General features: G+C 73.4%; 20 protein-coding genes. 7 read left to right on the plus strand and 13 right to left on the minus strand.

Annotated features, from left to right (window positions below; all coding sequences use genetic code 11):
* Window positions 1–18 precede the first annotated feature (18 nt).
* The 4 genes from ABZ635_RS09170 to ABZ635_RS09185 all read right to left on the minus strand — a co-directional run bounded on the left by ABZ635_RS09170 (window position 19) and on the right by ABZ635_RS09185 (window position 6161).
* On the minus strand, window positions 19–345 hold the full coding sequence (locus ABZ635_RS09170) for a tetratricopeptide repeat protein (protein ID WP_357761301.1): 327 nt from the start codon (window positions 343–345) through the stop codon (window positions 19–21).
* A 178-nt stretch (window positions 346–523) separates the two neighbouring features.
* A complete protein-coding gene (locus ABZ635_RS09175) occupies window positions 524–1051 on the minus strand; it encodes a carbonic anhydrase (RefSeq protein ID WP_357761304.1) in 528 nt (175 codons plus the stop codon).
* 85 nt (window positions 1052–1136) lie between these two features.
* Complete coding sequence (locus ABZ635_RS09180; protein WP_357761306.1) at window positions 1137–3632, minus strand: DNA topoisomerase IV subunit A; 2496 nt, start codon at window positions 3630–3632, stop codon at window positions 1137–1139.
* A 195-nt stretch (window positions 3633–3827) separates the two neighbouring features.
* The gene (locus tag ABZ635_RS09185) at window positions 3828–6161 is read right to left on the minus strand and encodes a glycosyl hydrolase (RefSeq protein WP_357761309.1); all 2334 of its coding nucleotides are present in this window, start codon (window positions 6159–6161) and stop codon (window positions 3828–3830) included.
* 282 nt (window positions 6162–6443) lie between these two features.
* On the opposite strand from ABZ635_RS09185, the gene ABZ635_RS09190 reads away from it, so the two are divergent.
* On the plus strand, window positions 6444–8648 hold the full coding sequence (locus ABZ635_RS09190) for a DEAD/DEAH box helicase (RefSeq protein WP_357761312.1): 2205 nt from the start codon (window positions 6444–6446) through the stop codon (window positions 8646–8648).
* Between the two features lie 63 nt (window positions 8649–8711).
* On the opposite strand, the gene ABZ635_RS09195 is transcribed toward ABZ635_RS09190, so the two are convergent.
* The gene (locus ABZ635_RS09195) at window positions 8712–9647 is read right to left on the minus strand and encodes a sugar kinase (RefSeq protein WP_357761488.1); all 936 of its coding nucleotides are present in this window, start codon (window positions 9645–9647) and stop codon (window positions 8712–8714) included.
* Between the two features lie 465 nt (window positions 9648–10112).
* On the opposite strand from ABZ635_RS09195, the gene ABZ635_RS09200 reads away from it, so the two are divergent.
* The 4 genes from ABZ635_RS09200 (at window position 10113) to ABZ635_RS09215 (ending at window position 15385) form a co-directional block, all read left to right on the plus strand.
* A complete protein-coding gene (locus tag ABZ635_RS09200) occupies window positions 10113–12833 on the plus strand; it encodes a GNAT family N-acetyltransferase (protein WP_357761315.1) in 2721 nt (906 codons plus the stop codon).
* An 86-nt stretch (window positions 12834–12919) separates the two neighbouring features.
* A complete protein-coding gene (locus ABZ635_RS09205) occupies window positions 12920–13498 on the plus strand; it encodes a DUF5998 family protein (protein ID WP_357761491.1) in 579 nt (192 codons plus the stop codon).
* 307 nt (window positions 13499–13805) lie between these two features.
* A complete protein-coding gene (locus ABZ635_RS09210; protein ID WP_357761318.1) occupies window positions 13806–14630 on the plus strand; it encodes an enoyl-CoA hydratase-related protein in 825 nt (274 codons plus the stop codon).
* 101 nt (window positions 14631–14731) lie between these two features.
* Complete coding sequence (locus ABZ635_RS09215; protein WP_357761321.1) at window positions 14732–15385, plus strand: MBL fold metallo-hydrolase; 654 nt, start codon at window positions 14732–14734, stop codon at window positions 15383–15385.
* A gap of 43 nt (window positions 15386–15428) precedes the next feature.
* Here the strand turns inward: ABZ635_RS09215 and ABZ635_RS09220 are convergent, their stop codons facing one another.
* The 3 genes from ABZ635_RS09220 to ABZ635_RS09230 form a co-directional block, all read right to left on the minus strand.
* Window positions 15429–17579, minus strand: coding sequence for a CHAT domain-containing protein (locus ABZ635_RS09220; protein WP_357761324.1), 2151 nt, complete (start codon window positions 17577–17579; stop codon window positions 15429–15431).
* Between the two features lie 200 nt (window positions 17580–17779).
* A complete protein-coding gene (locus tag ABZ635_RS09225; RefSeq protein ID WP_357761327.1) occupies window positions 17780–18202 on the minus strand; it encodes a carboxypeptidase regulatory-like domain-containing protein in 423 nt (140 codons plus the stop codon).
* A gap of 3 nt (window positions 18203–18205) precedes the next feature.
* A complete protein-coding gene (locus ABZ635_RS09230; RefSeq protein WP_357761331.1) occupies window positions 18206–18685 on the minus strand; it encodes a sigma-70 family RNA polymerase sigma factor in 480 nt (159 codons plus the stop codon).
* 429 nt (window positions 18686–19114) lie between these two features.
* Here ABZ635_RS09230 and ABZ635_RS09235 point away from each other — a divergent pair, with 429 nt between their 5' ends.
* A complete protein-coding gene (locus ABZ635_RS09235; RefSeq protein ID WP_357761334.1) occupies window positions 19115–19609 on the plus strand; it encodes a DUF3145 domain-containing protein in 495 nt (164 codons plus the stop codon).
* Window positions 19610–19624: 15 nt separating this feature from the next.
* On the opposite strand, the gene ABZ635_RS09240 is transcribed toward ABZ635_RS09235, so the two are convergent.
* The 4 genes from ABZ635_RS09240 to ABZ635_RS09255 all read right to left on the minus strand — a co-directional run bounded on the left by ABZ635_RS09240 (window position 19625) and on the right by ABZ635_RS09255 (window position 22807).
* The gene (locus tag ABZ635_RS09240) at window positions 19625–20074 is read right to left on the minus strand and encodes a DUF1707 domain-containing protein (protein WP_357761336.1); all 450 of its coding nucleotides are present in this window, start codon (window positions 20072–20074) and stop codon (window positions 19625–19627) included.
* Window positions 20075–20198: 124 nt separating this feature from the next.
* Entirely contained in the window at window positions 20199–20987 is a 789-nt protein-coding gene (locus ABZ635_RS09245; protein ID WP_357761339.1) for an inositol monophosphatase family protein, read from the minus strand.
* The gene (locus ABZ635_RS09250; RefSeq protein WP_357761493.1) at window positions 20984–22030 is read right to left on the minus strand and encodes an ATP-grasp domain-containing protein; all 1047 of its coding nucleotides are present in this window, start codon (window positions 22028–22030) and stop codon (window positions 20984–20986) included. The genes ABZ635_RS09245 and ABZ635_RS09250 overlap by 4 nt, the downstream gene beginning before the upstream one ends.
* 246 nt (window positions 22031–22276) lie before the next feature.
* Window positions 22277–22807, minus strand: coding sequence for a YbhB/YbcL family Raf kinase inhibitor-like protein (locus ABZ635_RS09255; protein ID WP_357761342.1), 531 nt, complete (start codon window positions 22805–22807; stop codon window positions 22277–22279).
* 176 nt (window positions 22808–22983) lie between these two features.
* On the opposite strand from ABZ635_RS09255, the gene ABZ635_RS09260 reads away from it, so the two are divergent.
* The gene (locus ABZ635_RS09260; protein WP_357761345.1) at window positions 22984–23955 is read left to right on the plus strand and encodes an LLM class F420-dependent oxidoreductase; all 972 of its coding nucleotides are present in this window, start codon (window positions 22984–22986) and stop codon (window positions 23953–23955) included.
* Between the two features lie 98 nt (window positions 23956–24053).
* On the opposite strand, the gene ABZ635_RS09265 is transcribed toward ABZ635_RS09260, so the two are convergent.
* Window positions 24054–25304 (minus strand): helix-turn-helix domain-containing protein, encoded by a 1251-nt coding sequence (locus tag ABZ635_RS09265; RefSeq protein ID WP_357761348.1) that lies wholly within the window; start codon window positions 25302–25304, stop codon window positions 24054–24056.
* Window positions 25305–25336 lie beyond the last annotated feature (32 nt).

A 25336-nucleotide genomic window follows, 5' to 3' on the forward strand; every position in this document is an offset into this window, starting at 1 on the left:
CGGGTCCGGGCGCCCGCCTCAGTCCAGGGAACCGCCGGACATCACCGCGTACATGCGGCGGTAGGTGGCCGCCTCCTCGTGACGGCTCTGCCGCTCCAGGGTGCGGGCCAGGGCGATGTGCGCCCAGTTGTCCACGGGGTCCAGTTCGATCAGGCTGCGGAAGGTCGACTCGGCCTTGGTGAGCTGGGCGGAGTGGAAGTAGGCGCGCCCCAGCAGTTCCAGCAGGGAGCGGCTGCCCGGCTCGTTCTCCACGATCGGTTCGAGGACCTGGGCGGCGTAGATCGGGTCACCCAGCTCCATGAACATGCGGGCTCGGTTGAAGGTGTCGTAGGTGCTCTCTTCCACGGTGCTCCTCTCAACGGCGTCCCACCGTCCCGCGTCACAACCGTCGAGGGGGCGGCGGCATTCCCTGGGGTGCGGGGTCAGGACACACCCAGGTGATCCCCGCTCGGGAACGCCGCGACACCTGCACGCGAACGCCCCCGGCCGGAGTGGACGGGGGCGTGCGCGCGGGGTCGGCGGGTCAGAGGTCGACCGGCTTCACCCTGCCGGTGTCCACGTCGTAGATCGCGCCGGCCACCGGAAGGCCCTTGGGCAGCAGCGGGTGGTGCCGGATGCGTTCGAGGTCGTGCTCCAGGGCGCCCAGCTGGTCGTTGTCGGTCTTGAACTCCAGGCTGCGCGTGTCCACCCCGAAGTCGTTCAGGATGAGGTCGTGCACGACGTCGTCGTTCTCCACGGACGCCATCTTGCACTTGGTGTGCGGCAGGATCAGGACCCGGTCCACACCCAGCAGGTACACGGCCAGTACCAGGGTTCGCAGGGTGTCGTCGGTGACCCGGGCGCCCGCGTTCCGCAGGATCTTCGCGTCACCCGGTTCGAGGCCGAGCATGTCCAGCGGCTCGATCCTGGAGTCCATGCACGTGACCAGGGCCAGACCCTTCGCGGCCAACGGCTTGAGACCGGTGAGAGTGAAGTCCGCGGCGTACGCGGCGTTGGCGCCGAACACGTCGTCGAAGGCCCCGGGGGGAGGGGTGGCGTTGCTGTCGCTCACTTGTGGTGACTCCCTGTGTTGTTTGTGTGCATGGACGGCCGTGCACACAGGTAAGCACACCCGTGCGCACGGCGGTCGCGAAAACTCAGCTCCCGGCTCCGGGAGGGGTGATTCCGGAGCCGGTCTGCGCGCTGCCGACCGTGACGACGGCACTGGTCAGGGCCTCGCCCGAACCGTCACGGCGCTCGGTCAGGTCCGGCAGGCGGACCGGCTTGCCGTCCGCCCGGGAGGCCCGGGCCGGGGCGCGCCCCACCCACGCGAAGGTGAGCGTGTCCTCGCCCTTCAGGTAACGGTGGCAGCGCACCCCGCCGGTCGCCCGCCCCTTCGCGGGGTAGGCGGTGAACGGGGTGACCTTGGCCGATCCGGCCTGGGTGCCCTCCAGGGCGTCGCCGCCGCCGGACACCGTCACCACCACCGAGTCCTCGGGGCTGGAGACCGCGCCGAACCACAGGACGCGGGCGTCCTCGGAGAGCCGCACGCCGGCGACGCCGCCCGCCTGGCGGCCCTGGGGCCGGGCCGTGGTGGCCGAGAAGCGCAGCAGCTGCGCCTCCGAGGTGACGAAGACCAGGTCCTCCTCACCGGTGGACAACTGGGTCGCGCCGATCACGCGGTCGTCGTCCTTGAGCGTGATGATCTCGAAGTCGTCCTTGTTGGGCGGGAAGTCGGGCGCGACCCGCTTGACCACACCCCCGACGGTGCCCACGACGAACCCGGGCCCCGTGGTGTTCATGGAGACGATCGACACGACCCGCTCGCCCTCGTCGAGCTGGACGAACTCGCCGACGTCCAGACCGGCGGCCAGCGGCGGGCGCTCGGGTTCCCCCTCACCGTCCGCGGGGAGCTCGGGCAGCTCCACCACCGGCACGCGGATCATCCGGCCGAGGTCGGTGACGAACCCGATGTCCGAGCGCGAGGTGGTGGGGACGGAGACCTCGACCGCGTCGTGCCTGGCGCGCAGGCCCGTGTACACACGCGGCGGGGTGGCCCCCTTCGTGCGGCCGATGTGCCCGTCGACGCCGAAGAGCACGTGGCAGGGCTGGTCGGCCATCTCCAGCGGGATGACGGCGGCGCGGGCCGCGCCGTCGCTCTCGCGCAGCTGCGTGCGGCGCGGGGTCGCGAACTTCTTGGAGACGTCGTTGAGCTCCTTGGACACCACCCGGCGCAGCTTCTTGTCCGACTCCAGGATGGAGGTGAGCTCTTCGATCTCCAGGTCGAGCTTGTCCCGCTCGGTCTCCAGCTCCAGCCGGTCGAAGCGGGTCAGGCGGCGCAGCGGGGTGTCGAGGATGTAGCGCGCCTGGATCTCGGAGAGGTCGTAGGCGCCCATGAGGGACTCCCGCGCGGCGGCGGTGTCGTCCGCCTCGCGGATCAGCGCGATGACGCGGTCGATGTCGAGCAGCGCCACGAGCAGGCCCGCGACCAGGTGCAGGCGCTCCTGGCGCTTCTTGCGCCGGTGCTCGCTGCGGCGGCGGACCACGTCGAGGCGGTGGCCGACGTAGACCTGGAGCAGTTCGCGCAGGCCCAGGGTCTGCGGCTGGCCGTCGACCAGGGCCACGTTGTTGATGCCGAAGGTCTCCTCCATCGGCGTGAGCCGGTAGAGCTCCTCCAGGACCGCCTCGGGGTTGAACCCGTTCTTCAGCTCGATGACCAGGCGCAGGCCCTGGTTGCGGTCGGTGAGGTCCTTGAGGTCCGAGATGCCCTGGAGCTTCTTGGACTGCACCAGCTCCTTGATTCGGCTGATGACCTTCTCGGGACCGACACTGTAGGGCAGCTCGGTGATGACCAGGCCGGTGCGGCGCGCGGACACCTTCTCGACGGCCACGGTGGCGCGGGTCCGGAAGGTGCCGCGGCCCTTGCGGTAGGCGTCCCGGATGCCGTCCAGGCCCACGATGGTGCCGCCGGTGGGCAGGTCGGGGCCGGGGACGAACTCGGTGAGTTCCTCCAGCGTGGCCTCGGGGTGGGCGATCAGGTGCCGGGCGGCGGCGATGACCTCGCCCAGGTTGTGGGGGGCCATGTTGGTGGCCATGCCCACCGCGATCCCGGACGCGCCGTTGACCAGCAGGTTGGGGAAGGCCGCCGGAAGGACCTCGGGTTCGGTCTCCTGGCCGTCGTAGTTGGGCTTGAAGTCCACGACGTCCTCGTCGATGGACGAGACCAGGAGCTCGGCGGCGCTGTCCAGGCGGGCCTCGGTGTACCGCATGGCGGCCGGGGCGTCGTCGCCGCCCAGGGAGCCGAAGTTGCCGTGGCCGTCGACCAGCGGCACGCGCATGGCGAAGGACTGGCTGAGGCGGACGAGGGCGTCGTAGATGGCGGAGTCGCCGTGGGGGTGGAGCCGACCCATCACCTCCCCGACGACGCGGGCGCACTTGACGTGGCCGCGGTCGGGCCGCAGGCCCATCTCGTTCATCTGGTACAGGATGCGCCGTTGGACCGGCTTCATGCCGTCACGCGCGTCGGGTAGCGCGCGTTGGTAGATCACCGAGTACGCGTACTCCAGGAAGCTGCCGCGCATCTCCTCGGAGACGTCGATGTCGATGATCTTCTCGGCGAGATCCTCGGGGGGACGGGAAGTAGTACGGGCCATGTCCGTAATTCTGGCCTGTGCCAAGGACTGAAACGTACCGGGGCGCGTGGTTGGGCGTGTGTGAGTCGTGCGACTGGGGGGTTTCGCACCGTCTTCGACACCGATTTCCGTCTCCGGCGACCGGGGCGCGGGCGGGACGGACCCGCCGCACGCCCGGTCGGGGGAGGGCGTGCGGCGGGGGTGCGCGCCTACGGGTCAGCCGCGCGTCACCGCGGTCTCCCCGGCGGGGACCTCCAGGGAGGTGCCGTCGGAGAAGGTGACCGTGAGCGGGCCCGTGCCCGGGTTGAAGGCGGTGTAGGTGCTGGTCCCGCCCTTGTCGAACACGGCGTAGTGGGCGGTGTCGGCGGTCACGGACACGTCGACGGTGCCGAACTCGGCGAGGGTGGAGACCCACTGGTAGGTGTGCGGCTTGGAGCCGCCCGCCTCCGGCTCGTAGGTCTGCCACTGCTCCTCGAACATCCGCAGGGCGTCCTCACCGTCGGAGAGGGCGCGGTGGGCCCAGTGGATGTCGCGCCAGATCTGCGGTTCCCCGCCGAGCTTGTCCACGAGCGACTCGTAGATCACCCCGGCGTGTTCGGGGTCGTGCCCCAGGTACAGGGAGCCCGCGGTGATGGGCAGGTAGTTGATGCCGTAGTGCTCCTCGTGGCCGCCGTCCCACCAGATGCGGTAGTCGCCGCCGTCGCCCCAGACCATACCGACGACGTCCTCGGGGTAGTCGTCCGGGAAGGTCGTGCCGCCCGCGTCCTGCCAGTAGCGGGCGACGGTGGAGGCCTGGGTGGTGTGGAGGTAGACGCCGAGGTCGCGCAGTTCCTCGTCGCCGGTGAGGGCTCCGAAGTGGGCGGTGGCGGCGGCGAAGTGCATGCCCTCGGAGGAGGACTCCTGGTTGTTGCCCGCCGCGAACCCGGCGTGGCCGGAGGCCCAGCCGTGCCCGGCGTAGGGGGAGAAGGAGCGCAGGCGCGGGAACATGTCGCCGTCGGTTCCGGCGACGTCCTCGATGAGCAGGCGGACCATGCCTCCCCAGGCGTCCTCGTCGGCCCAGTCGCGGTCGTAGCGGGCGACAACGGCGGCGGCCGAGACGAAGTAGCCGTAGTGGAAGTCGTGGTCGTTGAGTTCGGTGGCGGCCCCGAAGCTGTCGGGGTAGCCGAGCATCGTGCCCCACTCCTCGTCGTAGTGGAACTGACGGGTGCCCCCGGCGGTCAGCCAGTCCTCCAGGCGTTCCCTGACCAGGGAGAGGAGCGCGTCACGGCCCTCGGTGTGACCGATGGAGTCGGCGATCGGCACGAGCTGGGCCAGGCGGCCCATGGCCTTGCCGTCCCAGTAGGTGTCGCCCGGCTCGGGGAAGAGCTCCTCCTCGGCGAGGACGTCGTCGATCAGGGCCCTCAGCCGGTCGTGGTCGGCGCTCTCGACGGTGGGCAGGCTGGGCATGAGGCCCTGGGTGGTCAGTTCGGTGGTGAAGGAGGCGCCCTCGGAGACCTTCATCTCGCCTCGGGGAGAGACGTAGGAGAGGTCGGTGAGGTCGCTGGTCGCGTTGGCCCACTGGTGCGGGTACAGCGCGGTGAGGGCCCCGGTCTCGGTCCCCTCCCTGGCCTCGGTCTCCAGCGTGTAGGTGCTGGTGAGGGTGGACGCGGCCTCGTCGTAGTCGAACTCCACGACGGAGCCGGTGACGAAGGAGTGGGCGTAGGGGGCGAAGGTGTCCAGGTCCTCGGGCGAGGGCAGGACGGCCACGGAGTAGTACCCGCCGTCGGCGGTGAGGGTGTCACCGGAGACGTTCCAGGGCGCGTCGGAGGGCGAGAACAGGGCGTAGTGCCGGCCGTTGACGGTGGCGCCGACGGTGGAGCCGTCCTCGTGCCAGATCTCGGGGGCGTCGGAGAAGGTGACCTCGGCCGCGGCGCCCTCCGTCTCGGCGTAGGCGAAGGGCAGGCCCTGGCCGATGGTGACCCGCAGCTCGGCGCCGCCGCCCTCCCAGTGCGCGGTGACCGTCCAGTCGCCGCTGTCGGCGGTGCGGGTGTCGGGGGAGTCGAGCCCGGCCGCGCCCAGTGTGAGGTCGGAGACGGCGGTGTACTCGTACTTGAGGTCGTCGCCGACCAGCTGGTGGGAGTCGGGGTAGCCCATGTCGAGCCCGCCCTCGTGGGGCTTGTAGCTCAGGGGGTGGGCGAAGAGGTTCTCGCCGTGGGGGTTGTCGGGGTAGCGCTGGAAGATGAGCGAGGACCACCACTCGTTGGTGGGGGCCGGGCCGGTGTGGTCGTCGGTGACCTTGGGGGAGACGGGGGCACCGTTGAGGTCGGAGGGGCCGGAGGCTCCTTCGGGGCGGACGGAGGTGTAGCTGCCGGAGCCGACCGGGACCTCCGCCGCTGAGTCGGCGGAGGCGGGGGCGGCCGGTGTGGCACCGGTGACGGCCAGGGTCGCGCCGCCGACCGCGAGCGCGGAGGCGGCGGCCAGCAGGCCCAGGGAGGTGCGGGTGCGCGGATGCGCGTGTCGGGGGGATCGGGGGAGGAAACCGCCGCTGGGGCGGTTTCGTGGTTGCGCCATCGTGTGTCCTTCGTGTTCGTCTCGGAGGAGCCACCCGGTTCGGGAGCGCTCCCATCCGTGTGGGCGCGAGCCCTGGCGTCGAGTGTTCAGATGACACTCGGTGAACGCAATGGCACATAGCGAGAACGTTTCCATTCCGTTACCGCGGTCGGTGCGGGCGTATCGGGCAGACCGAGAGCTCGCGCACGGTGCGGCCGCGCCATCCCTCCTCCACGGGTATCCGAGGCGGGAGCGCCTGTGGACGACCGCGTTCGCGTCCGCCACCTCTGATACCAAGGACCCATGGCCACTCCCACCCCGCCCGACGTCCCGGTCACCGACGCACCGACCGACACCCGCCCCGACCCCGCCACCGACCCCGGCGGCGCCCTGCGCGCCGACGCCGAGCGGCACCTGCGCGCCCTGGCGGGTGAGGGCGCACGGCTGCGCGAGGACCAGTGGACCGCCATCCACGCCCTGGTCGCCCAACGCCGCAGGGCACTGGTCGTCCAGCGCACCGGATGGGGCAAGTCGGCGGTGTACTTCGTGGCCACCGCGCTGCGCCGCGCCGAGGGGGCCGGGCCCACGGTCATCGTCTCCCCGCTGCTGGCCCTGATGCGCAACCAGATCGCCGCCGCCGAACGCGCGGGCATCCGGGCCCGCACCATCAACAGCTCCAACACCACCGCCTGGGAGTCCACCTACGCCGAGGTCTCCCAGGGACTGGTGGACGTGCTCCTGGTCAGCCCCGAACGGCTCAACAACCCGGAGTTCCGCGACCGCGTCCTCCCCGAGCTCGCCGCCGGGGCGGGGCTGGTCGTGATCGACGAGGCGCACTGCGTCTCCGACTGGGGCCACGACTTCCGCCCCGACTACCGCCGCATCCGCTCCCTCCTGCACGACCTGCCCGACGGGGTGCCCGTCCTGGCCACCACCGCCACCGCCAACGAGCGCGTCACCCGCGACGTGGCCGAACAGCTCCAGGCCGGGGACGACCGCGCCGACACCCTGGTCCTGCGCGGCAGCCTGGAGCGCGAGAGCCTGAGCCTGGGCGTGGCCGAACTGCCCGACCCCACTGCGCGGCTCAGCTGGCTGGCCGAGCACCTGCCCAAGATCCCCGGCTCAGGGATCGTCTACACCCTCACCGTCAGCGCCGCGGCCGAGACCGCCCGCTTCCTCACCGAGCAGGGCCTGGAGGTGCTGCCCTACACCGGGCAGACCGACCCCGACGAACGGGCGCTCGCCGAGGACGCCCTCCTGGGAAACCGGGTCAAGGCACTCGTGGCCACCAGCGCCCTGGGCATGGGGTTCGACAAACCGGACCTGGGTTTCGTGGTGCACCTGGGCGCACCGCAGTCGCCGATCTCCTACTACCAGCAGGTGGGCCGTGCGGGGCGCGGTGTGGAACGGGCCGAGGTGGTGCTCCTGCCGGGACGTGAGGACGTGCGCATCTGGGAGTACTTCGCCGGGTTGTCGTTCCCACCGGAGGAGACCGTCCGCCAGACCCTCCAGGTGCTCGAGGAGGCCGGGAAGCCGCTCTCCACCGCCCACCTGGAGACCCGGGTGGACCTGCGCCGCACCCGCCTCGAGCAGATGCTCAAGGTGCTCGACGTGGACGGAGCGGTGCGCCGGGTGCGCGGCGGCTGGACCGCGACCGGCCAGCCCTGGACCTACGACGCCGAACGCTACGCGGCGGTCAGCCAGGCCCGCGAGCGCGAACAGCGCGCCATGCTCGACTACGTCTCCGCCAGCACCTGCCGGATGGAGTTCCTGCGCCGCCAGCTCGACGACCCCGCCGCCGAGCCGTGCGGCCGCTGCGACGTGTGCACCGGACAGTACTGGCCCACCGACGTCGACTCCGGACGGCGCCGGGCCGCTGCCGACCACCTGGACCGGCCTGGAACCCCCCTCGCACCGCGACGGCAGTGGCCCACCGGCATGAACACGCTCGGCGTGGGGCTGTCCGGGAAGATCCCGGAGAACCTGCGGGCCGGGGAGGGGCGCGCGCTGGGCCGCCTCACCGACATCGGGTGGGGGACGGAGCTGCGCCGTGTCCTCGCCGAGGACGCGCCGGACGCCCCGGTGGACGACCGCCTCCTCCAGGGGGTCGTGCGCGTCCTGGCCGCCTGGGGATGGCGGGACCGACCCGTCGGAGTGGTCGCGATGCCCTCGGTCTCCCGGCCGACCCTGGTGGCCGACCTGGCCTCCCGTATCGCCGAGCTGGGGAGGCTCGCGCCGCTGGGCTCCCTGTCGTACCGCGGCCCCGAGGGGCCGGGCCCCCGCCGCCACAACAGCGCCATGCGCCTCGGCCAGGTGTACTCGGCGCTGGTGGCCGACCCCGACCTGACCGAACGGGTGGCCCGACTCCAACGGGACACCCCCGGCCCCCTCCTGCTGGTGGACGACCACGCCGACACCGGGTGGAGCCTGACCGTGGGCGCCGCCCTGCTCCGCGGGGCCGGTGCCCCGGAGGTGCTGCCCCTGACCCTGGCCACCACCGGCGGCTGAGCCGGGGCACACGCCACGGGCCCCGCCACCTCTGGGTGGCGGGGCCCGTGGGAACGTCGGGGTCTACCGCAGGCGCTGGCCCCGGGGGGCGCCCCTGCGCACCGGCTCGCCCTCGCCCAGGTCCGGGCGGGCCCCCGGCTGGTGCAGGGCACGCGCCGCCAGCCTGCTGGCCCGGCCCAGCGCCTCCTTGGGGTGCCGTCCGGCCAGCCAGGCCGGGAGGAAACCGGCGATGAACGCGTCACCGGCACCGACCGAACCGGGGGAGGGCTCCACCGGCTCGGCAGGGGCCCTCACGCAGTCCTCGCGCGTCTTGGAGGCCCACAGGCCGCCCTCCTCGCCGAGCTTGATCACCACGTTGGGGAACCAGGCGGTGAGCACCTTCGCGGCGGCCTCGGCCTCGTCCCGCCCGGTGAGCACCTTGGCCTGGGCGACGTTGACGAACAGCAGCCGCGCGCCCTGCGTCCAGTCCAGGAAGTTCTCCGCGCCCGCGCGCTCCAGCGGGGCGTGCGAACCGCCGTCCACGGAGATGGACATGCCGCTCTCCCGCGCCATGCGCAGGGCCACCCGGGCCGCGCGGCGGGAGTCGGAGTTGATCAGCGTGTACCCGGACACGTGCAGGTGGCCGTCGGGGCCGAACACGTCGCGGGGCAGGTCCTCGGGCTGGAGGCGGGCGTTCGCGCCGGGGTCGCTGAGCATCGTGCGGTCGCCCCGGTGGGTGATCATCACCACGCAGGTACCGGTGGGGCGCTCAGGGTCCATGACCATGCGCGAGTCCAGGCCGTAGCCCATGAGTTCCATCTCGCGGGTGCGGCCGGTGATGTCGGAGCCACGACGGCCCACGAACGTGGTGTCGGTTCCCTCCACCGCGAGCCACGAGGCGATGTTCGCCCCGGAACCGCCGCCGTACATGATCACCGACGCCGGGGTGTCGCTGCCGCGGGCCAACGGGTGGAACGCACGCGCGACGGCATCGGTCATCAGATCACCGATCACGACCACTCGAGTCATTTCGCCAGCCACCACCGAGGGTTTGAGAATCTGTGCCCGCACGACGTTAACAGCTTAACGATCAGTGTCGGGTAACGAACTGACAGCGCCCGGGACACGCGGTCGCGCCGGGGCCGCCGCGGGGCGGCAGGCCCCGCGCACCAGGGGGTTTCGACCCACCCGGGAAGCCTATCCGCACTCGGCGTGATCTCGGACGCCGAGCGCGCCCGGCCCGGCTCGGCGGCGGGCCGGGGCGGCGGGCCGCACGCGTCCGAACAGCCGTGTCGCGGCGCCCCCGGCCGACGCGACCCGTCCCACGGATCGGAGGCCGCCGGTTCCGGTTCGCCGGACCGGGTCGTTCGAGCCCCGTCCGAGCGCGTGCGGCTCGCCTTCGCGCGAGGGCCGATCGGGGTCGATTTCGGTGACCCCGCATGGACTTTCTCCGAATTCGGCCGATTGTCGTCTAGTCTCGCAGTCGTGCAGTCCTACCCGAACCACTGGGAAGCCGACGTCGTCCTGACCGACGGAGGCACCGCGCACCTGCGCCCCATCACCCCTGACGACGCCGACCTGCTGCGCGAGTTCCACTCCCGGCTCTCACCGGAGACGATCTACTACCGGTTCTTCGCGCCCTACCCCAAGCTCTCCGACCGGGACGTGAAACGCTTCACGACCGTCGACTACGAGGACCGCGTGGCCCTGGTCGCCACCATCTCCGACGCCATGGTCGCGGTGGTGCGCTACGACAAGGTCGCTCCCGAGGAGGCCGAGGTCGCCTTCGTCGTGGAGGACGGACACCAGGGGCGCGGCCTGGCCTCGGTCCTGCTCGAACACATCGGGGCCGCCGCCCGCGAACGCGGCGTCCGACGCTTCATCGCCGACGTCCTGCCGGAGAACCGGCGGATGATCAACGTCTTCCGCGAGGCCGGGTACACGGCGCAGCAGACCTTCGACGAGGGCGTCATCCGGCTCACCCTGGACATCCAGCCCACGGACGACTCCACCGAGGTGATGCGCGCCCGCGAGCAGCGCGCCGAGTCGCGCTCCATCGCCCGCCTGCTCTTCCCCGAGTCCGTCGCCGTCATCGGCGCCAGCCGCACAGCCCACACCATCGGGCAGACCGCGCTGCGCAACCTGCTCGGCGGGGAGTTTCAGGGCCCGGTCTACCCGGTCCACCCCGAGGCCAAGGCCGTCGTGGGCGTGCGCGCCTACCCCTCCGTCCTGGACATCCCCGACCAGATCGACCTCGCCGTGGTCGCCGTGCGCGCCGACACCGTCGTCGACGTGGTCGAACAGTGCGCCGAGAAGGGCGTGCACGGGCTGATCGTGGTCAGCTCCGGGTTCGGCGAGGTCGGCCCCGAGGGCCGCGCCCGCCAGGACGAGCTGGTGCGCACCGCCCGTGCGGCGGGGATGCGCGTGGTGGGCCCCAACTGCCTGGGCATCGCCAACAGCGACCCCACCGTCTCGCTCAACGCCACCCTCTCCCCGGACCTGCCGCCCCAGGGCCCCATCGGGTTCTTCTCCCAGTCCGGGGCCCTCGGCCGCGCCATCCTCCAGCGGGTGGCCGAACGCGGCATGGGGCTGTCCACCTTCGTCTCCGCGGGCAACCGCGCGGACGTGTCCGGTAACGACCTCATGCAGTACTGGCAGGAGGACCCGGCCACCAAGGTCGTCCTCCAGTACCTGGAATCCCTGGGCAACCCGCGCAAGTTCACCCGGCTCGCCCGGCGCCTGGCCAAACAGAAGCCGGTCGTCGCCGTGCGCAGCGGCGGTTCGGCGCAGACCACCCCCACCGGGCACGCCGCCGGAGGGCTGGCCCTGCCCGACTACGCCGTCACGTCGCTGTTCCAGCAGGCGGGCGTGGTGCGGGTGGACGACATCACGCAGATGTTCGACGCCGCCCAGGTGCTCGCCTACCAGCCGCTGCCCCAGGGGCCGCGGGTGGGGATCATCGGCAACTCCGACTCCCTGGAACTGCTGGTCAAGGACGCCGCCGTGCGCCAGGGACTCAAACCGCACGACCCGGTGAACCTGGGTCCGCAGGCCACCGCCGACGACTTCGACACCGCGATCCGCACCGCGCAGGCCGCCGAGGACGTGCACTCCGTCGTGGTGGTCTTCGTCCCGGCCCTGCACCCCATCGGCGACGACGTGGCCCGCGTGCTGCGGGCCCGTTCGCTGGACTCCGAAAAGCCCGTCGTCACGACCTACCTCGCGCGCCAGGGCATCCCCGAGGAGCTGCGGCACGTCGGTGACCTCGGACAGACCCTGCACGGGTCGGTCCCCTCCTACTCCTCGCCCGAGGACGCGGTCCGCGCCGTCGCCCACGCCACCCGGTACGCGCAGTGGCGCAACCGCAAGCCCGGTCGCCACCCGGAACTGCCGGACATCGACCGCGCCCGGGCGCGCGCCACGATCGGCCGCGCTCTCAAGAAGGCCGGACCGACCGACGAGGACGTCGCCTGGTTCGGCGGTGAGCGCCGCTACGACGAGGAGACGGCGATCTCCTCCGAGGACGCCCGCGACCTGTTGGCCTGCTACGGCATCGCCGCCTACCCGGACATCAGGGTCACCTCCGCCGAGGAGGCCGTGGTGGCCGCCGGTGAGCTCGGCTACCCCGCCGTGGTCAAGGCCGACGCCCCGGATCTGCGGGTCCGCGCCGGGGGCACGTTCGTGCGCGCCGACCTGCGTACCCCCGAGGACGTGCGCAGCGCCTACCTGTCCCTGGAGGACCGGTTCGGCGGCGAGGCGGAGCTGGTGGTGCAGCGGATGGCCGCACCGGGCGTGCCCACGGTGGTGCGCGCGGGCGACAACCAGTCCTTCGGCTCGGTGGTCTCCTTCGGCCTCGCGGACGTCACCGCCGAGCTGCTCGACGACCGCGCCTTCCGGTTGGCGCCGCTGACCGACATGGACGCGGCCGACCTGATCCACGCGGTGCGGGCGGCGCCGCTGCTGTTCGGCCTGCCCGCCGGTGCCACCTCGCTGTCCGAGCAGCCGAACGTGGAGGCCCTGGAGGAGCTGCTCATCCGGGTGTCCCGCCTCGTGGAGGCGTTTCCCGAGATCGGCTACGTGGACCTGGACCCGGTTCTGGTCAACGCCACCGGAGCGCACGTCCTGGGCGCCCGCATGTGGTTGCGCGAGGCCCCCGAGGTCCGGCCCGACGTGGGGCCGCGCCGTCTGCGCGGGGTGACGTTCTGATCCGGCAATGGGCGTCGCGTTTCGGCGGACGGTCGCGAAGTGTCGCCGGAAGGGGGCAGGATAGGGGTATGAGGAAAACACGTGCCGTGTCCACGGATTGGCGCCTGGAGATCGAGCGGAGCGGGTACTACCCGGCTCTGGTGATCGACGCCGTCGCGACCACCCTGGGCGAGGAGGCCGCCGAGGCGTTCATCGTGCACCACGAGGCGACCTTCGACCCGGCCATGGAGATGCGGCGGCACATCACCGTCATGCTGCTCACCGCCACCCGGCTCGTGGTCTGCCACACCGACGAGCACCCGCCCACCGAGCCCGGCGGGACCTCGCACGCCTCCACCACGACCGACAGCATCCAGCTGGGCAACATCCAGTCGGTGGCGCTGACCCGCGTGGTACCCAACCCGGCCCAGTACACGGCGGGCAGCCTGCCCAGCGAGCTGGTGCTGAGCGTCAACCTGTCGGTCAACTGGGGCGCGGTCGCCCACATCGACCTCGAACCGGCCTCCTGCGCGGACGAGAGCTGCGAGCTGGACCACGGGTACACCGGCGCGCTCACCGCCGAGCCGCTCACCCTGCGGGTGAGCGAGGCGGCCGACGGCGCCGAGGCCGTCACCACGATGCTGCACTTCGCGGACGCGCTGTCCGCCGCGACGACCCGGCGCTGAACGCGGGGACCGGAGCACACCCGGCGGGGCCGGGGCGATTCCGCGTACGGGACGCCCCGGCCCCGTGGAGTTCCGGGCCCGAGGGGGCCCGATCCGCGCGCCGGCCGCCGAGCGCGGGGCGGGTGGGGGCGGCGACCGGCGTGAGCGCTAGCGTGTGGTGCACGTAACACCAGCGCGCCCGTCCGTAACACGGAACCGGCAGACTCGGCACGGTGGGCGCGGGCCGCGGCCGCCGCGCTCCCGCCACCAGCGAGGCGCGGTTCCCGCGGTCGGTCCGCGCGTTCGACGCAAGAGAGGTCAGCCCGCGATGACGCAGCAACCGACACCCCCGAACCCCTCGGATGACGCCCCCCTCGTGCGGTCGAGTGTCGACCGTGCCATCGCCACCATCACCCTCGACTCACCGCGCAACCGCAACGCGCTCTCCGCCCGGCTGCGCGCCCGGCTCGACGCCGCCCTCGCCGACGCCATGGCCGACGACGACGTGCGGGGGATCGTGCTCACCGGCAGCGGACCCGTGTTCTGCGCAGGAGCCGACCTCAAGGAGGTCGGCGCCGCGCTCCGGGGCATGCCGGTACCGTCCGCCCCCGAACTCCCCGAGATCTTCGAGCGGATCATGGGCGGCCCCAAACCGGTGATCGCCGTGCTGAACGGCCCCGCCCGCGCGGGCGGGATCGGCCTGGTGGCCGCCGCCGACATCGCGATCGCACCCAAGAGCGCCACCTTCGCCTTCACGGAGGTACGGATCGGCGTGGTCCCGGCGATCATCTCCGTCCCCGTCTCGGCGCGGATGCACTCGCGCCAGCTCAGCCGCTACTTCCTCACCGGCGAGCTCTTCGACGCCTCCGAGGCGGCCCGGGCGGGACTGCTCACGCAGGCGGTCCCCGACCGGGAGATGGACCAGGCGGTGGACGCCGTCCTCCAGGGACTGCGTGGATCGGCGCCGGGCGCGCTGTCGCGCACCAAGGAACTCCTGGGCGAGCTGGGCGGCGGTGCCCAGGCGGCCCCGGACCGCCGCACCGAGATGTTCACCCGGATGGGCGAGCTGTCCGCCGAGTTCTTCGCCGGTGAGGACGCGGCCGAGGGGCGGGCCTCCTTCTTCGAGAAGCGCCCGCCGCGCTGGGCCCGCTGACGCCCGTGGGAACCCCCCTCCCGCCCCCGGGGCGGGACACTCGGATCGCCGGGTGTCCCACCCGGGTGCGTACGCTCCCCGCGACAGGCCACAATGGTCGTGTGAGCTACTCCGGAGATACCAAGGTCGGCGGCCCCGCCGACCTTCGCCAACTACCGCATCTGACGATCACCAAGCTGGCCGTGGGCCCGATGGACAACAACGCCTACCTCCTCCGCTGCCGGAGCACGGGCGAGGCGGTCCTCATCGACGCGGCGGCCGAACCCGACCGCATCCTGGAGCTGGTCGGTGAGGACCGGCTGACCCGCGTGGTCACCACCCACCGCCACCAGGACCACTGGCAGGCCCTGGCCGAGGTCGTCGGCCAGACCGGCGCCCGTACGGTCGCCCACCCCGACGACGCCGACGAACTGCCGGTGTCGGTCGACGAGCCCGTCACTCACGGCGGCACCGTCCCGGTCGGGGACTGCGCACTCACCGTCATCCACCTGCGCGGCCACACACCCGGGTCGATCGCCCTGCGCTACGACGACCCCGACGGCCACACCCACCTGTTCACCGGCGACAGCCTCTTCCCGGGCGGGGTCGGCAAGACCTGGTCCGACGCGGACTTCCAGACACTGTTCGGTGACGTGTCGGAGCGGGTCTTCGGCGCGCTGGGGGACGACACCTGGGTCTACCCCGGGCACGGCGGCGACACCACCCTGGGTGAGGAGCGCCCGCACCTGGCCCAGTGGCGCGAGCGCGGCTGGTGACGGCAGAGGGGCGCGGCGGTGACCGCACCGCCGCGCCCCGCCCTCAGGGGCCGTAGCAGCAGAAGCCGAGGTGCCCGAGGTGCCGCGCCACGGCCTCGGACACCTCGGCCCCTCCGGTCAGCGCGCGGTGGAAGGCGCGCATGGCAGGTCCGGTCCGCTCGTCGTCCACCGGTACCGGGCTGGCGATCACCGTGCGCGTGCCCCGGGCCAGCAGGGCGCCCACGAACCCGCCGGGCCGCCCCGGCGTCTCGCCGAAACCGCGCCCTCCCCAACAGCTGGAGAGCACCGCGAGGGCCGGAGCCGCGGGCAGGGCTGTCAGGTCGCAGGCCAGTAGCGGGCCGCCGCGCAGGTCGAACCAGGCGAGCATGGGGGTGCGGTCGCCGACCCGCCCGTGACCGGCCAGGTGCGCCAGGTCGCAGTGGGCCAGGGCGTCCAGGACCCGTTCACGGCCCGCGCCGACCAGGACCCGCGCGCCCGGGTGCGCCTCGGCCAGGTCGGCGACCTCCAGTCGGGCGCTGCGGGGTTCGGGCCCGCACACCAGCAGTACGCGGTCCCAGCCGGGCCGGGTGCCGGGCCGACCGGCCCAGGCCAGTGCCGTGGACACCAGGCGTACGGGGCGTTGGCGCATTCCGGGGAGGAGCCCCCAGGGCAGGTCGCCCAGGTAGGGGTCGGCCGTGACCACGAGGGGGCGGTCGCCCACCAGGGGGAGAACGGGGTCGAGCAGGAGCGAGGAGAGGTGCTCGTCGGCCGACCGCGCGAAGGCTCCGGAGTTCTCCGAGCGCGGTGCCGGAACCACGCCGACGGCCGGTGGCCCGGGCGGACCGGCGACGGCCGAGGAGCGGCCGTAGGGCGGAGCGGTCCGTTCGTGCGAGAACCGGCCGAGCGCGCGACGGAGGCGGACGAGGGGGCCCAGGGTGCGCGCGTGCACCCGACCGGACACCGCGACCAGCGCCACCGACTCCGAGCCCGCCACGGTGTAGTGCACGAACGCGCGGCCGTCCAGGCGCCCCAGCAGGGTGTCCAGCACCGGGCGCCGGTGTCCGCGCGCCTCGAGGCCGTCCGAGGAGGCCCGCCAGTGCTCGGACTCCCAGATCCGCGCCTGGCGGCGGGCCTCCTCCTCGGAACCGTGGTCCAGGGCGCGGCGGTACCGGCCGGTGGGCCCGGTCATGCTGGGCGCGGAGGCGCTCTCCGGTGCCGGTACGAAGCGGTCGGCCCAGGTGCGGCCCAGTTCGGCCCACTCCAGGGCGGTCGCGGGGTCTCCCGAGACCAGGCAGCCCTCCAGTCCGGCCCGAAGCACGTGGGGGTCGTGTCCGGCCGCGCCGAGCCAGGGCCCCGGGGCCGTGCCGCCGTGCCGGTCGAGGCGGTCCAGCGCCCGGCGCGCGTCCGCGAGCGCCCTGAACGACCCGAGGGCTCCGGGCGGCGAGGGGTCCGAGACGGCGGGCAGACGCAGTTCCAGGAGGTCTCGCGCCCTGTGCGCGGGTGGCCGGGCGCGGGTGGCGCCCCGCGCGGCACGCTCCACTCTGTCCGCCAGCCCGAACCAGAGGGAACCGGGGCCCAGCTCCGCGCGGACCCTGTGCGCGAGGTGGAGGGCGCCCGTGGGATCGCCCTCCATCAGCCGGAGTTTGGCCTGGACCAGCACGCGGGCGACGCCGTCCTGGTCGGAGCCCCACGGGGCCTCGGCGAGCGCGCGCCCGGCCTCCTCCACGAGCCCCGCCGCGAGCAGGGCCTCGGCCAGGTCGACGCGCAGGGGGCCCTGACGGTCGGCGGGCATGTGGGGGGCGAGTGCGCGGAAGGTGGCGATGGCGGCGGCGGGGTCGCCCCGGTGCAGGTCGAGGCAGCCCAGGTTGTGCCGGGCGACGAGGGCGAGGAGCGGGAGACGGCGCGCGTCGGCGAGGGAGCGCGCCTCGTTGAGGTGGTCCTCGGCCGGTCCGAAGCGGCCGCACAGCGTCTGGGCCAGCCCGAGGTCGGTCAGGACTCCGGGCACCACCGGGTCGAGCTCGGCCACGGGGTGGCCGCGCAGACGCCTGCGGGTGTCGTCGATCAGGAGGACGGTCTCCTCGAAGCGGCCGGTGCGGGCCAGTCGGACGCCTTGGGTGACCTGGTCCAGCAGTGCGCGTCCGGTGGCGGGGAACGGTGGGCCCGCGACCGGGGGAGTGCCCGGGGTCGCGGGGGCGGGCGTTGCGCTGGGGAGCACGTCCGGCAGCCTTCTTTCGCCAGGGGGGCGGTCAACTCCAGTGATAGCAGCGCGTTCGTCCCGGAGGGGGCGGCCCGGGACAACCTGTGGACAACCGATCGGTGACCGAACATGACGAACCGGGGCGAAGGCGGGCACAAGGTGGTGTGTTGGTGCCGGGGCCTAACCCGGTTCGGGTCGGGCCCGTTACCCCCGAGGGCTCAGACGGTGAACCAGTCCGTGACCGTGAGGGGTCGCCCGGGACGATCCACGACCAGGCAGACCGGTCCGGGGGGCTGGTCGGCGGCGACGAAGCGGCCGTCCACCCCGACGATCAGGGACAGAGTGGCCCCGGGGCGCCGTAGGCGCGCGTCCACGTGGTCGAAGTCGCCCTGGAACAGGCCGGACAGGTCGCGCAGGCCACCGCGTGCCCGCACCTGGAGGTCCAGGCGGACGCCGTCCAGGTCGAACGCCAGGAACGCCGGTGCCACCTCCAGGCCGTCGCGTTGGGGCGGCTGGTCGGGTGAGGGGGGAGCGTCGCGGAGGGTCCTGGCCCCGCGCGCGCCGTCCAGGGAACGGTCGAAGGCGGCCAGCGCGGCGGTCCGCCCGGTTCGGTGCCGTCGGGGGTCTGGGTCGTTCCGCACGGCTCACTCACGCCTTTCGCTCGGATCGGTGCGCTGTCGGAGGGAGCGGCGGAGCTCTCGGAACAGGTGCCGCCGCTGGTTCGGGGTGGCTCGGCGGGAGACCGGTCCGGCGTCGGGGGAGTCGTCGAGGTAGTACCCCGCGACCCGGCGGTCCACCGGGTCGGTGAGGCCGTCGACGGCCCTGCGGAGTTCGGTGCGGCGCTCCTCGCGCAGGAACTGGTCCTCCGGATCGTCCTGGGAGGGGTCGGGGGCGTCCATGTCCACGGGGTCGGTGGGGACGAAGCGCCGCCGGTGCAGCCGCTGGCGGGCGCAGGCGGTGTTGGTCGTGCGGCGCAGCCAGGCGCCGAGACGCTCGGGGTGGCGGAGCCGGGGCAGGTGCTGGTTGAGAAGGAGCCACACCGTCTGGACGGCGTCCTCGTGGTCCTGAGCGGGGAGCCGATAGGAACGGGCGATCGCGTTCACCATGCCCAGGTGCCGGTCCACGATTGCCTCCCACGCGCGGGCGTCCCCCCGGCAGGCGCCCGAGACGAGGTCCGCGTCCGAGAGCGCGGCCGTGGCGGAGGGCGCCGGTACGGGGCCGGTTGTGGCCGGAACCGGGAGGGAAGTGGTAGAAACGTACCCTGAACTGTATTGATGGGCGTTTGTGTCGGGGGTTTCCGGGGGTTGGAGGCCTTCGTCAGTCTGGTCTGGCACATCCGCCCCCACTATGATCGGACTCCTGTCGCCGCCTGGGGCACACGCTAATCACTGGGTGCCTCGGGTGCGGTGGGAACGCTGGAAAATACCAGCGTGCGCGATGGTTCCCAGGGTGCCATTGGGGCACAATGGGGCAAAAGGCATTCAGGCGGGTATGCAACCTTCTCGTGGTACGAGGGCGTCGGGGAAGCGCACTCGTTCGTATCAGGAGGTTCGGTGTCCGCACGTGGCGTCTTGTACGTCCACTCCGCACCCGCGGCGCTGTGCCCACATGTCGAGTGGGCGGTCGCGGGTGTCGTTGGAGTTCCCGTCAAACTCGACTGGGTCGCGCAGACCGCGGCCCCCGGCCACCACCGTGCCGAGCTCAACTGGCAGGGGAAGCCGGGGACCTCGGCGGCGATGGCGTCCGCGCTCAACGAATGGCAGCGCCTGCGGTTCGAGGTGACCGAGGAGCCCTCGCCCGGCTGCGACGGCACGCGCTACAGCTACACGCCCAGTCTCGGCGTGTTCACCGCCGTCACCAGCGCGGCCGGAGAGGTGCTGGTGCCCGAGGGCCGACTGCGCGCGGCGATGGCCAAGGCGGCCGCCGAGGGCACCGACCTGGCCGCCGAACTCGACCTGCTCACCGGGCGCCCCTGGGACGAGGAACTCGAACCCTTCCGTTACGCGGGCGACGGCGCCCCGGTGCGGTGGCTGCACGCCGTGGGCTGAGCCCCGGGGGCCCGCTCAGGGCGGGCCCTCCTCGCTCGGCCAGATGGCGGAGGCCAGCAGCACCGCCGCCCAGATGCCCAGGGGCACCAGCGGCCAGTACGGAACGAGCTCGCCGCCGAGCAGGCTGGCCACGCCCCAGACCCCCGTCAGCACCCCGGCCACGCCGCACCACCAGCGCCACTCCTCGCCCCACTCCTCCCAGGGCACCGGGGCCCCGGTCGGTTCGGGGACGGAGCGGCGCTCGCGGTGCGCCCTCGGCGCCGGGACGACCGGTTCGGGGAGGTCGGCGGTGAGCGAGCGCAGCTCACCGACCAGGACCGAGTTCAGCGCGGCACCCACCCGGCGCTCGTACTCCTCGTGGTCCAGACGGCCCTCGGAGAACGCCACCGCGAGGCGGTCGACCGTCAGGTCCCGCTCGGTGTCCGAGGCGCGCATCCGGTTCGGCGACACACGTTGGGCCTCCACTTGCCACCCCCAAAGGCGCGTTGGTTCCCACACGATACGCGCCGGGTCCGGCGCGCGAAAGGGATCGGAAGAACCAGTTGCGACCGCTCCTCGGCCTCCAGTGCCGGAGCGGTTTCGCCGCAGGTCAGAGCTGTAGCCACCGGGCCACCGAGCGGCCCGTGGAGGGGTCGGCCGCCCCCACCAGGCCGGTGTGCTCGAAGGACCCCCGGTAGGTGAACCCGGAGCCGTCCAGACGGGTCAGCAGACCCCCCGTCTCCGCCAGGACCAGACCGGGCGCGGCCACGTCCCAGTCGCGCACCGGGACGTCCTTCACGAACAACTGGGCGTCCCCCTCGGCGATCCGGCAGAGCTTCAGCGCGATGCTCCCGCTCTCCAGGTAGGCGCCGTACCCGAAGTGCTCGTACACGCGCCGGGCCACCCCCGAGGGCTCCGGGGTGTTGTCGGTGAGCACCCCCCGGCCAGGTGGGGCGGGCGGCTGCCGGGGCAGGTCCCGGCCGTCGCGCCGGGCGCCCTGACCACGCACGGCCGTGTAGAGGGTGTCCCGCTCCGGGGCGTGGACCGCCGCCACCTCCGGGCGCTCCCCGACCACCAGGGCCGCCTGGGTCACGTACCCGTCGAACCCGTGCGCGTAGCTGGCGGTGCCGTCGATGGGGTCGATCAGCCAGTAGCGGGGCGGGCGTTCCCGGACGAGCGATCCCGGGTCCTCCTCGCTCACCACGGGGACACCCGGGTCGATGCGGGTGAGCCGCTCGGACAGCGCCCGGTGCGCCCGGGCGTCGGCCTCGGCCTTGAACTGGCTCCCCTCCCACACGCCGTCGCGCACGGCCGGGTCCGAGCGCCACTCACGCAGCAGCCCGCCGACCTCCACCACCGCCGTCGCCACCGCCTGCGACAACGCGTGCCGACCGCTCACCGCGCACGCGCCGGGGCGCCCACGGGCGGGGCGGGGAGCACGGCGCCGGACGGGCCCGGGACGCGCGCGGCCGGGGCCGGGGAGATCCCGTGCGAGGCGAACCGCTCCTCGGACATGAACTCGTCGGTCCAGCGGCGCACCATCGCCACCCCCTCGCGCCACTCGTCGGTGAGCCGGGGCCCGTCGCACACGGCCTGGCGCAGCAGACCGGTGACCTCGTCGACCCCGGCGGCCGCGGTGAGCGCCGCCGTGGAGGAGAACCGGGGGTTGATCTCGAAGACCCGGGGCCGTCCGCGCTCGTCCAGGCACAGCTGCACGTTGAACGGGCCGTCCGCGCGCAGCGATTCCTGGACCGCCCGGCAGGTCCGGGCGACCCCCGGGTGGCGCCGGGTGACGGCGTACCGGGTCACCCCCCGCTTGAGCAGGACCTCCTTGGGGACCACGGCCTGCACGGCGCCGTCGCGCCACACCACGACGGACACCGTGTACTCGGGGCCGGTGACGCGCTCCTGCACGATCAGCTCGTCGGCGGCGTACCCGCTCTCGGAGATCGCGCGGGCCGTGTCGCGGGCGGACTCGGCCACGACCACGCCGCGGCCGCCGCGGCCCCTGCGGGGCTTGACGACCATTCCCCCCGGTGAGCGGTCGGCGGCCTCGGCGGGCCACTCCGAGGCCAGCCAGGTCCGGGGCACCCCGATCCCCGCGTCCTCCAGTTCACGCATCAGCGCGTACTTGTCCAGGCACGTGGTGACGAAGTCCGGACGGGGCAGGAGGACCGCCACCCCGTCCCGGCCCAGCTCCGCCACCGGGACCAGTTCCTCGTCCACCAGCGGTACGACGGCGGCGGCGCCCTCCTCCGCGCACAGGGCGCGCATCCGAGGCAGGAAGGCCTCGCTGTCGCCCGGGGGAACGAGTCGGCTCCGGTCGGCCAGGTACAGGCCGGGCGCGGTCGGGTCGACGTCGGTGGCCACCACCCGGAATCCACTCTCCCGCAGGCGCAGGATGGTTCCGGGCGTGGGGGCGGAGCCCGCCGTCGTGACCACGACGGTCGGTTTCCTCGAAGTCTGCTGTGGCACCGGGTGAACCTTCCGAGCGAGATCCGAGTGGGCCGGGGGATGGGGTTCGAGCCTAGACGGGGAGGTGCTCCCACGGCTCGGGATTGGCCGAATGCGGCTGCCACGTGAACCGAACGGGCCCCTCGCGCGTGTACTCATCGGCCCCGGGAGGAAGGGCAGAGGGCGGGTGGCGCGCTCGGTTCGCCACCCGCCCTCCGGCGACACGGGCCCGGGTCAGACCTGTTCGTGGGTCGCGGTGAGGGTCGCGCGCCCGATGGAGTGCGTGAACAGGTTGAAGCCGAGGAACGCCGGGCTCGCGGAGGCGTCGACGCCCAGGCTCGGGACGTCCACGGCGTGCACCACGAAGACGTAGCGGTGCGGCCCGTGCCCGGCGGGCGGGGCCGCGCCCACGTACCGGTGGCTCCCGGCGTCGTTGCGCAGGGTCACGGCCCTGGCCGGCAGGCCGGAACCGTTGCCCGCGTCGGCCGACAGCTCGGTCACGTCGACGGGGACGTCGCACACCGCCCAGTGCCAGAACCCGCTCGCGGTGGGCGCGTCGGGGTCGAGGCAGGTGACCGCGAAGCTGCGGGTCCCCTCGGGGAAACCGCTCCAGGACAGGTGCGGGGAGACGTCCTCGCCTCCGGCGCCCATGAGCCCGCTGACCTGCGCCCGGGGCAGGGGCCCGCCGTCCCTGAGGTCGTCGCTGGTGAGGGTGAACGCCTTGACGGCGGGCAGGAAGTCGTACGGAGAGGGTGGCGTGGCCACGGAGATGGCCTCCTTCGTTCTCGGGGTCGACCGTTGCGGCCCGCGGGCGCGGGCCCCGCACCGAACATACGCCCCGGAAGGGCCGCCGGGCCTCCCGCACGGACGGTGACGGGGGTACGGTCGTGCCACACCGGACCGAATCCGGTTCGGCCCGCTCGCCGACCCATGGAGCCGCCATGACCGACCGCTGGGGCATCACCGTTCCGTTCGAGGGAGTACCGCTGGCCGACCAGCGCCCCCTCTTCGAGTCCCTGACCGACCTCGGGTACACCGACGCCTGGTCGTCCGAGGCCAACGCCGCGGACGCGTTCACCCCGCTCGCCCTCGCGAGCGTCTGGGCGCCGCGCCTGCGCCTGGGCACCGCGATCGTCCCCGCCTACACCCGGGGCCCGGCCACCCTGGCGATGAGCGCGGCCACGATGGCCGCCGCCGCGCCGGGCCGGTTCGTCCTGGGAGTGGGCACCTCCTCGAACGTGATCGTCGAGCGCTGGAACTCCCTCCCCTTCGAGGAGCCCTACCGGAGGGTCCGGGACACCCTGCGCTTCCTCCGTGAGGCGTTCACGGGACGCAGGGTCCAGGAGGACTACGACACCTTCTCCGTCCGGGGGTTCACGCTCGCCGCCGTGCCCGATCGGGTCCCGCCGGTCCTGGTGGCCGCGCTGCGTCCGGGCATGCTCCGCCTGGCCGGTCGCGAGGCCGACGGTGCGATCCTCAACTGGTTGTCCGCGGGCGACGTGCGGACCGTCGCTCCGATCGTGCGCGAGGCGGGGGCCGACGAGGAGAAGGAGGTCGTGGCGCGGATCTTCGCCGTCCCGGACACCGACCCCGACACCGCGCGGGCGATCGGGCGCCGGGCGATCTGCGCCTACCTGAACGTGCCCGTCTACCGGGCCTTCCACGAGTGGCTCGGCCGTGAGGAGCTCGGACCCATGTGGAGGGCGTGGGAGGAGGGCGACCGCAAGGGGGCGCTCGCCGCCGTACCGGACGCGGTGGTGGACGAGCTCGTCGTGCACGGTCCGGCCGCGTACTGCCGGGAACGGATCGGGGCCTACCAGGAGGCGGGGGTGGACACCCCGCTCATCGCTCCGATCGGACCGCCCGGCGCGGACCCGGCCGCCGTGCTCCGCGCACTGGCGCCCCGGGGCTGACACCGCCGCTTGGCGGCCCGGTCCGGGACGTCTCCCGCGCTCCTCCGCGCGGGTGACATCCCGACTGTTCGGTATGTATTCCGTTCCCGGGCCGCCGCTCAGCCCGGGAACGGCCGTCCCCGGTCCAGCGATCCCAACAGCCGACGCGCCCGCAGCACCAGCTCCAGCTCGAACCGCGCTCCCGGCTCGCGGAGCCCAGCGCCGAACAGCTCCTCCAGTTGTCGCATCCGGTACCGCACGGTCTGCGGGTGGATGCGGAGCCGCTCGGCCGCCTCGTTGGCGTTGAACCCCGACTCCAACCACGCCAACAGGGTGTCGGCCATGCGTTCCCGCTGCTGCTCCCGCATCCCCTCCAACGGCGCCAGCCGGACGCGGGTCAGCTCCGCCACCAGCTCCGTGTCCCGCGAGAGCAGAAGCTCGGGGAGGTGGTCGCTCCACCGCAGCACCCCCCGGCCCGGCACCGCCCCGCGGCCGACCAGCTCGGCGAGCTCACGGGCCCGCGCCAACGACTCCGGGGCGCGTGCCAGCGGGACGGTTGGCCCCAGCACCGCCCGGTACCCGCGCAGGGACCGCTCCAACGACCGGAGTCGGCCCGGCCCTTCGGGGTCGGGCACCAGCGCGCACGGCTCGGACCGGTCCAGGTCCACCAGGACGTCCGAGGGAGGGGTCGGCGGGTCGTCCGCTCCCACCCGGTGCAGCAACGCCACCGCGACGTGCTCGGGAATCCGCCACCGCGCGGCCCCGGCCAGGGACGACAGCGCCCGGACCTGCGGCCCGGGCCCGGACTCGGCCAGCAGTGCGCCCAACAGTCGGGAGCGGCGCCGGCGGAGTGCCTCCACCCCGGCGCCGCGCACCCGGGCGTGCCCCTCTGCGGCGGCCGTGCAGATCTCCTCCTGGAACGCGAAGAGCGCCTCACCGAGCGCCGCGACCTGGTCCCGGTCCAGGGAGTCGGCGCGGGACAGCCGTCGCCACGCCGCCGAGGAGGAGGCGCGCATCCCCGTGTGGAGGCACTCCAGGGTGCGCCCCTGCCGGGCCTCCCCGGCGCCGAACTCCCGGAAGGTCTGGACGATCCCCCGGGACCCGCCGGGACCCCCGGCCTCCGGGCCCGCGCTCGCGGAGCCGTCCTCGATCCGGTCCAGGAAGGCGTGCGCCGCGGCCCCGACGACGGTCCGGACCGACTCCGCGTGGGCGTGGTCCAGGGGCTGGGAGTGGGCCTCGGACCGGCGCCGCACGGCCTCCACGGCCTCCTCCGTCAGGAGCGGCACCAAGGGTCGCAGTCCCGTTCCCAGGGCGGGGGGAAGGGGCGTGGTGCGGGCGCCGAGGGCGCCCTCGCGAAGTCGGTACGACATGTCACCTCCGGCGCGGACGCACGGCGGGCCGG

It is taken from the genome of Nocardiopsis sp. NPDC007018, assembly GCF_040635075.1.
GTDB lineage: Bacteria > Actinomycetota > Actinomycetes > Streptosporangiales > Streptosporangiaceae > Nocardiopsis.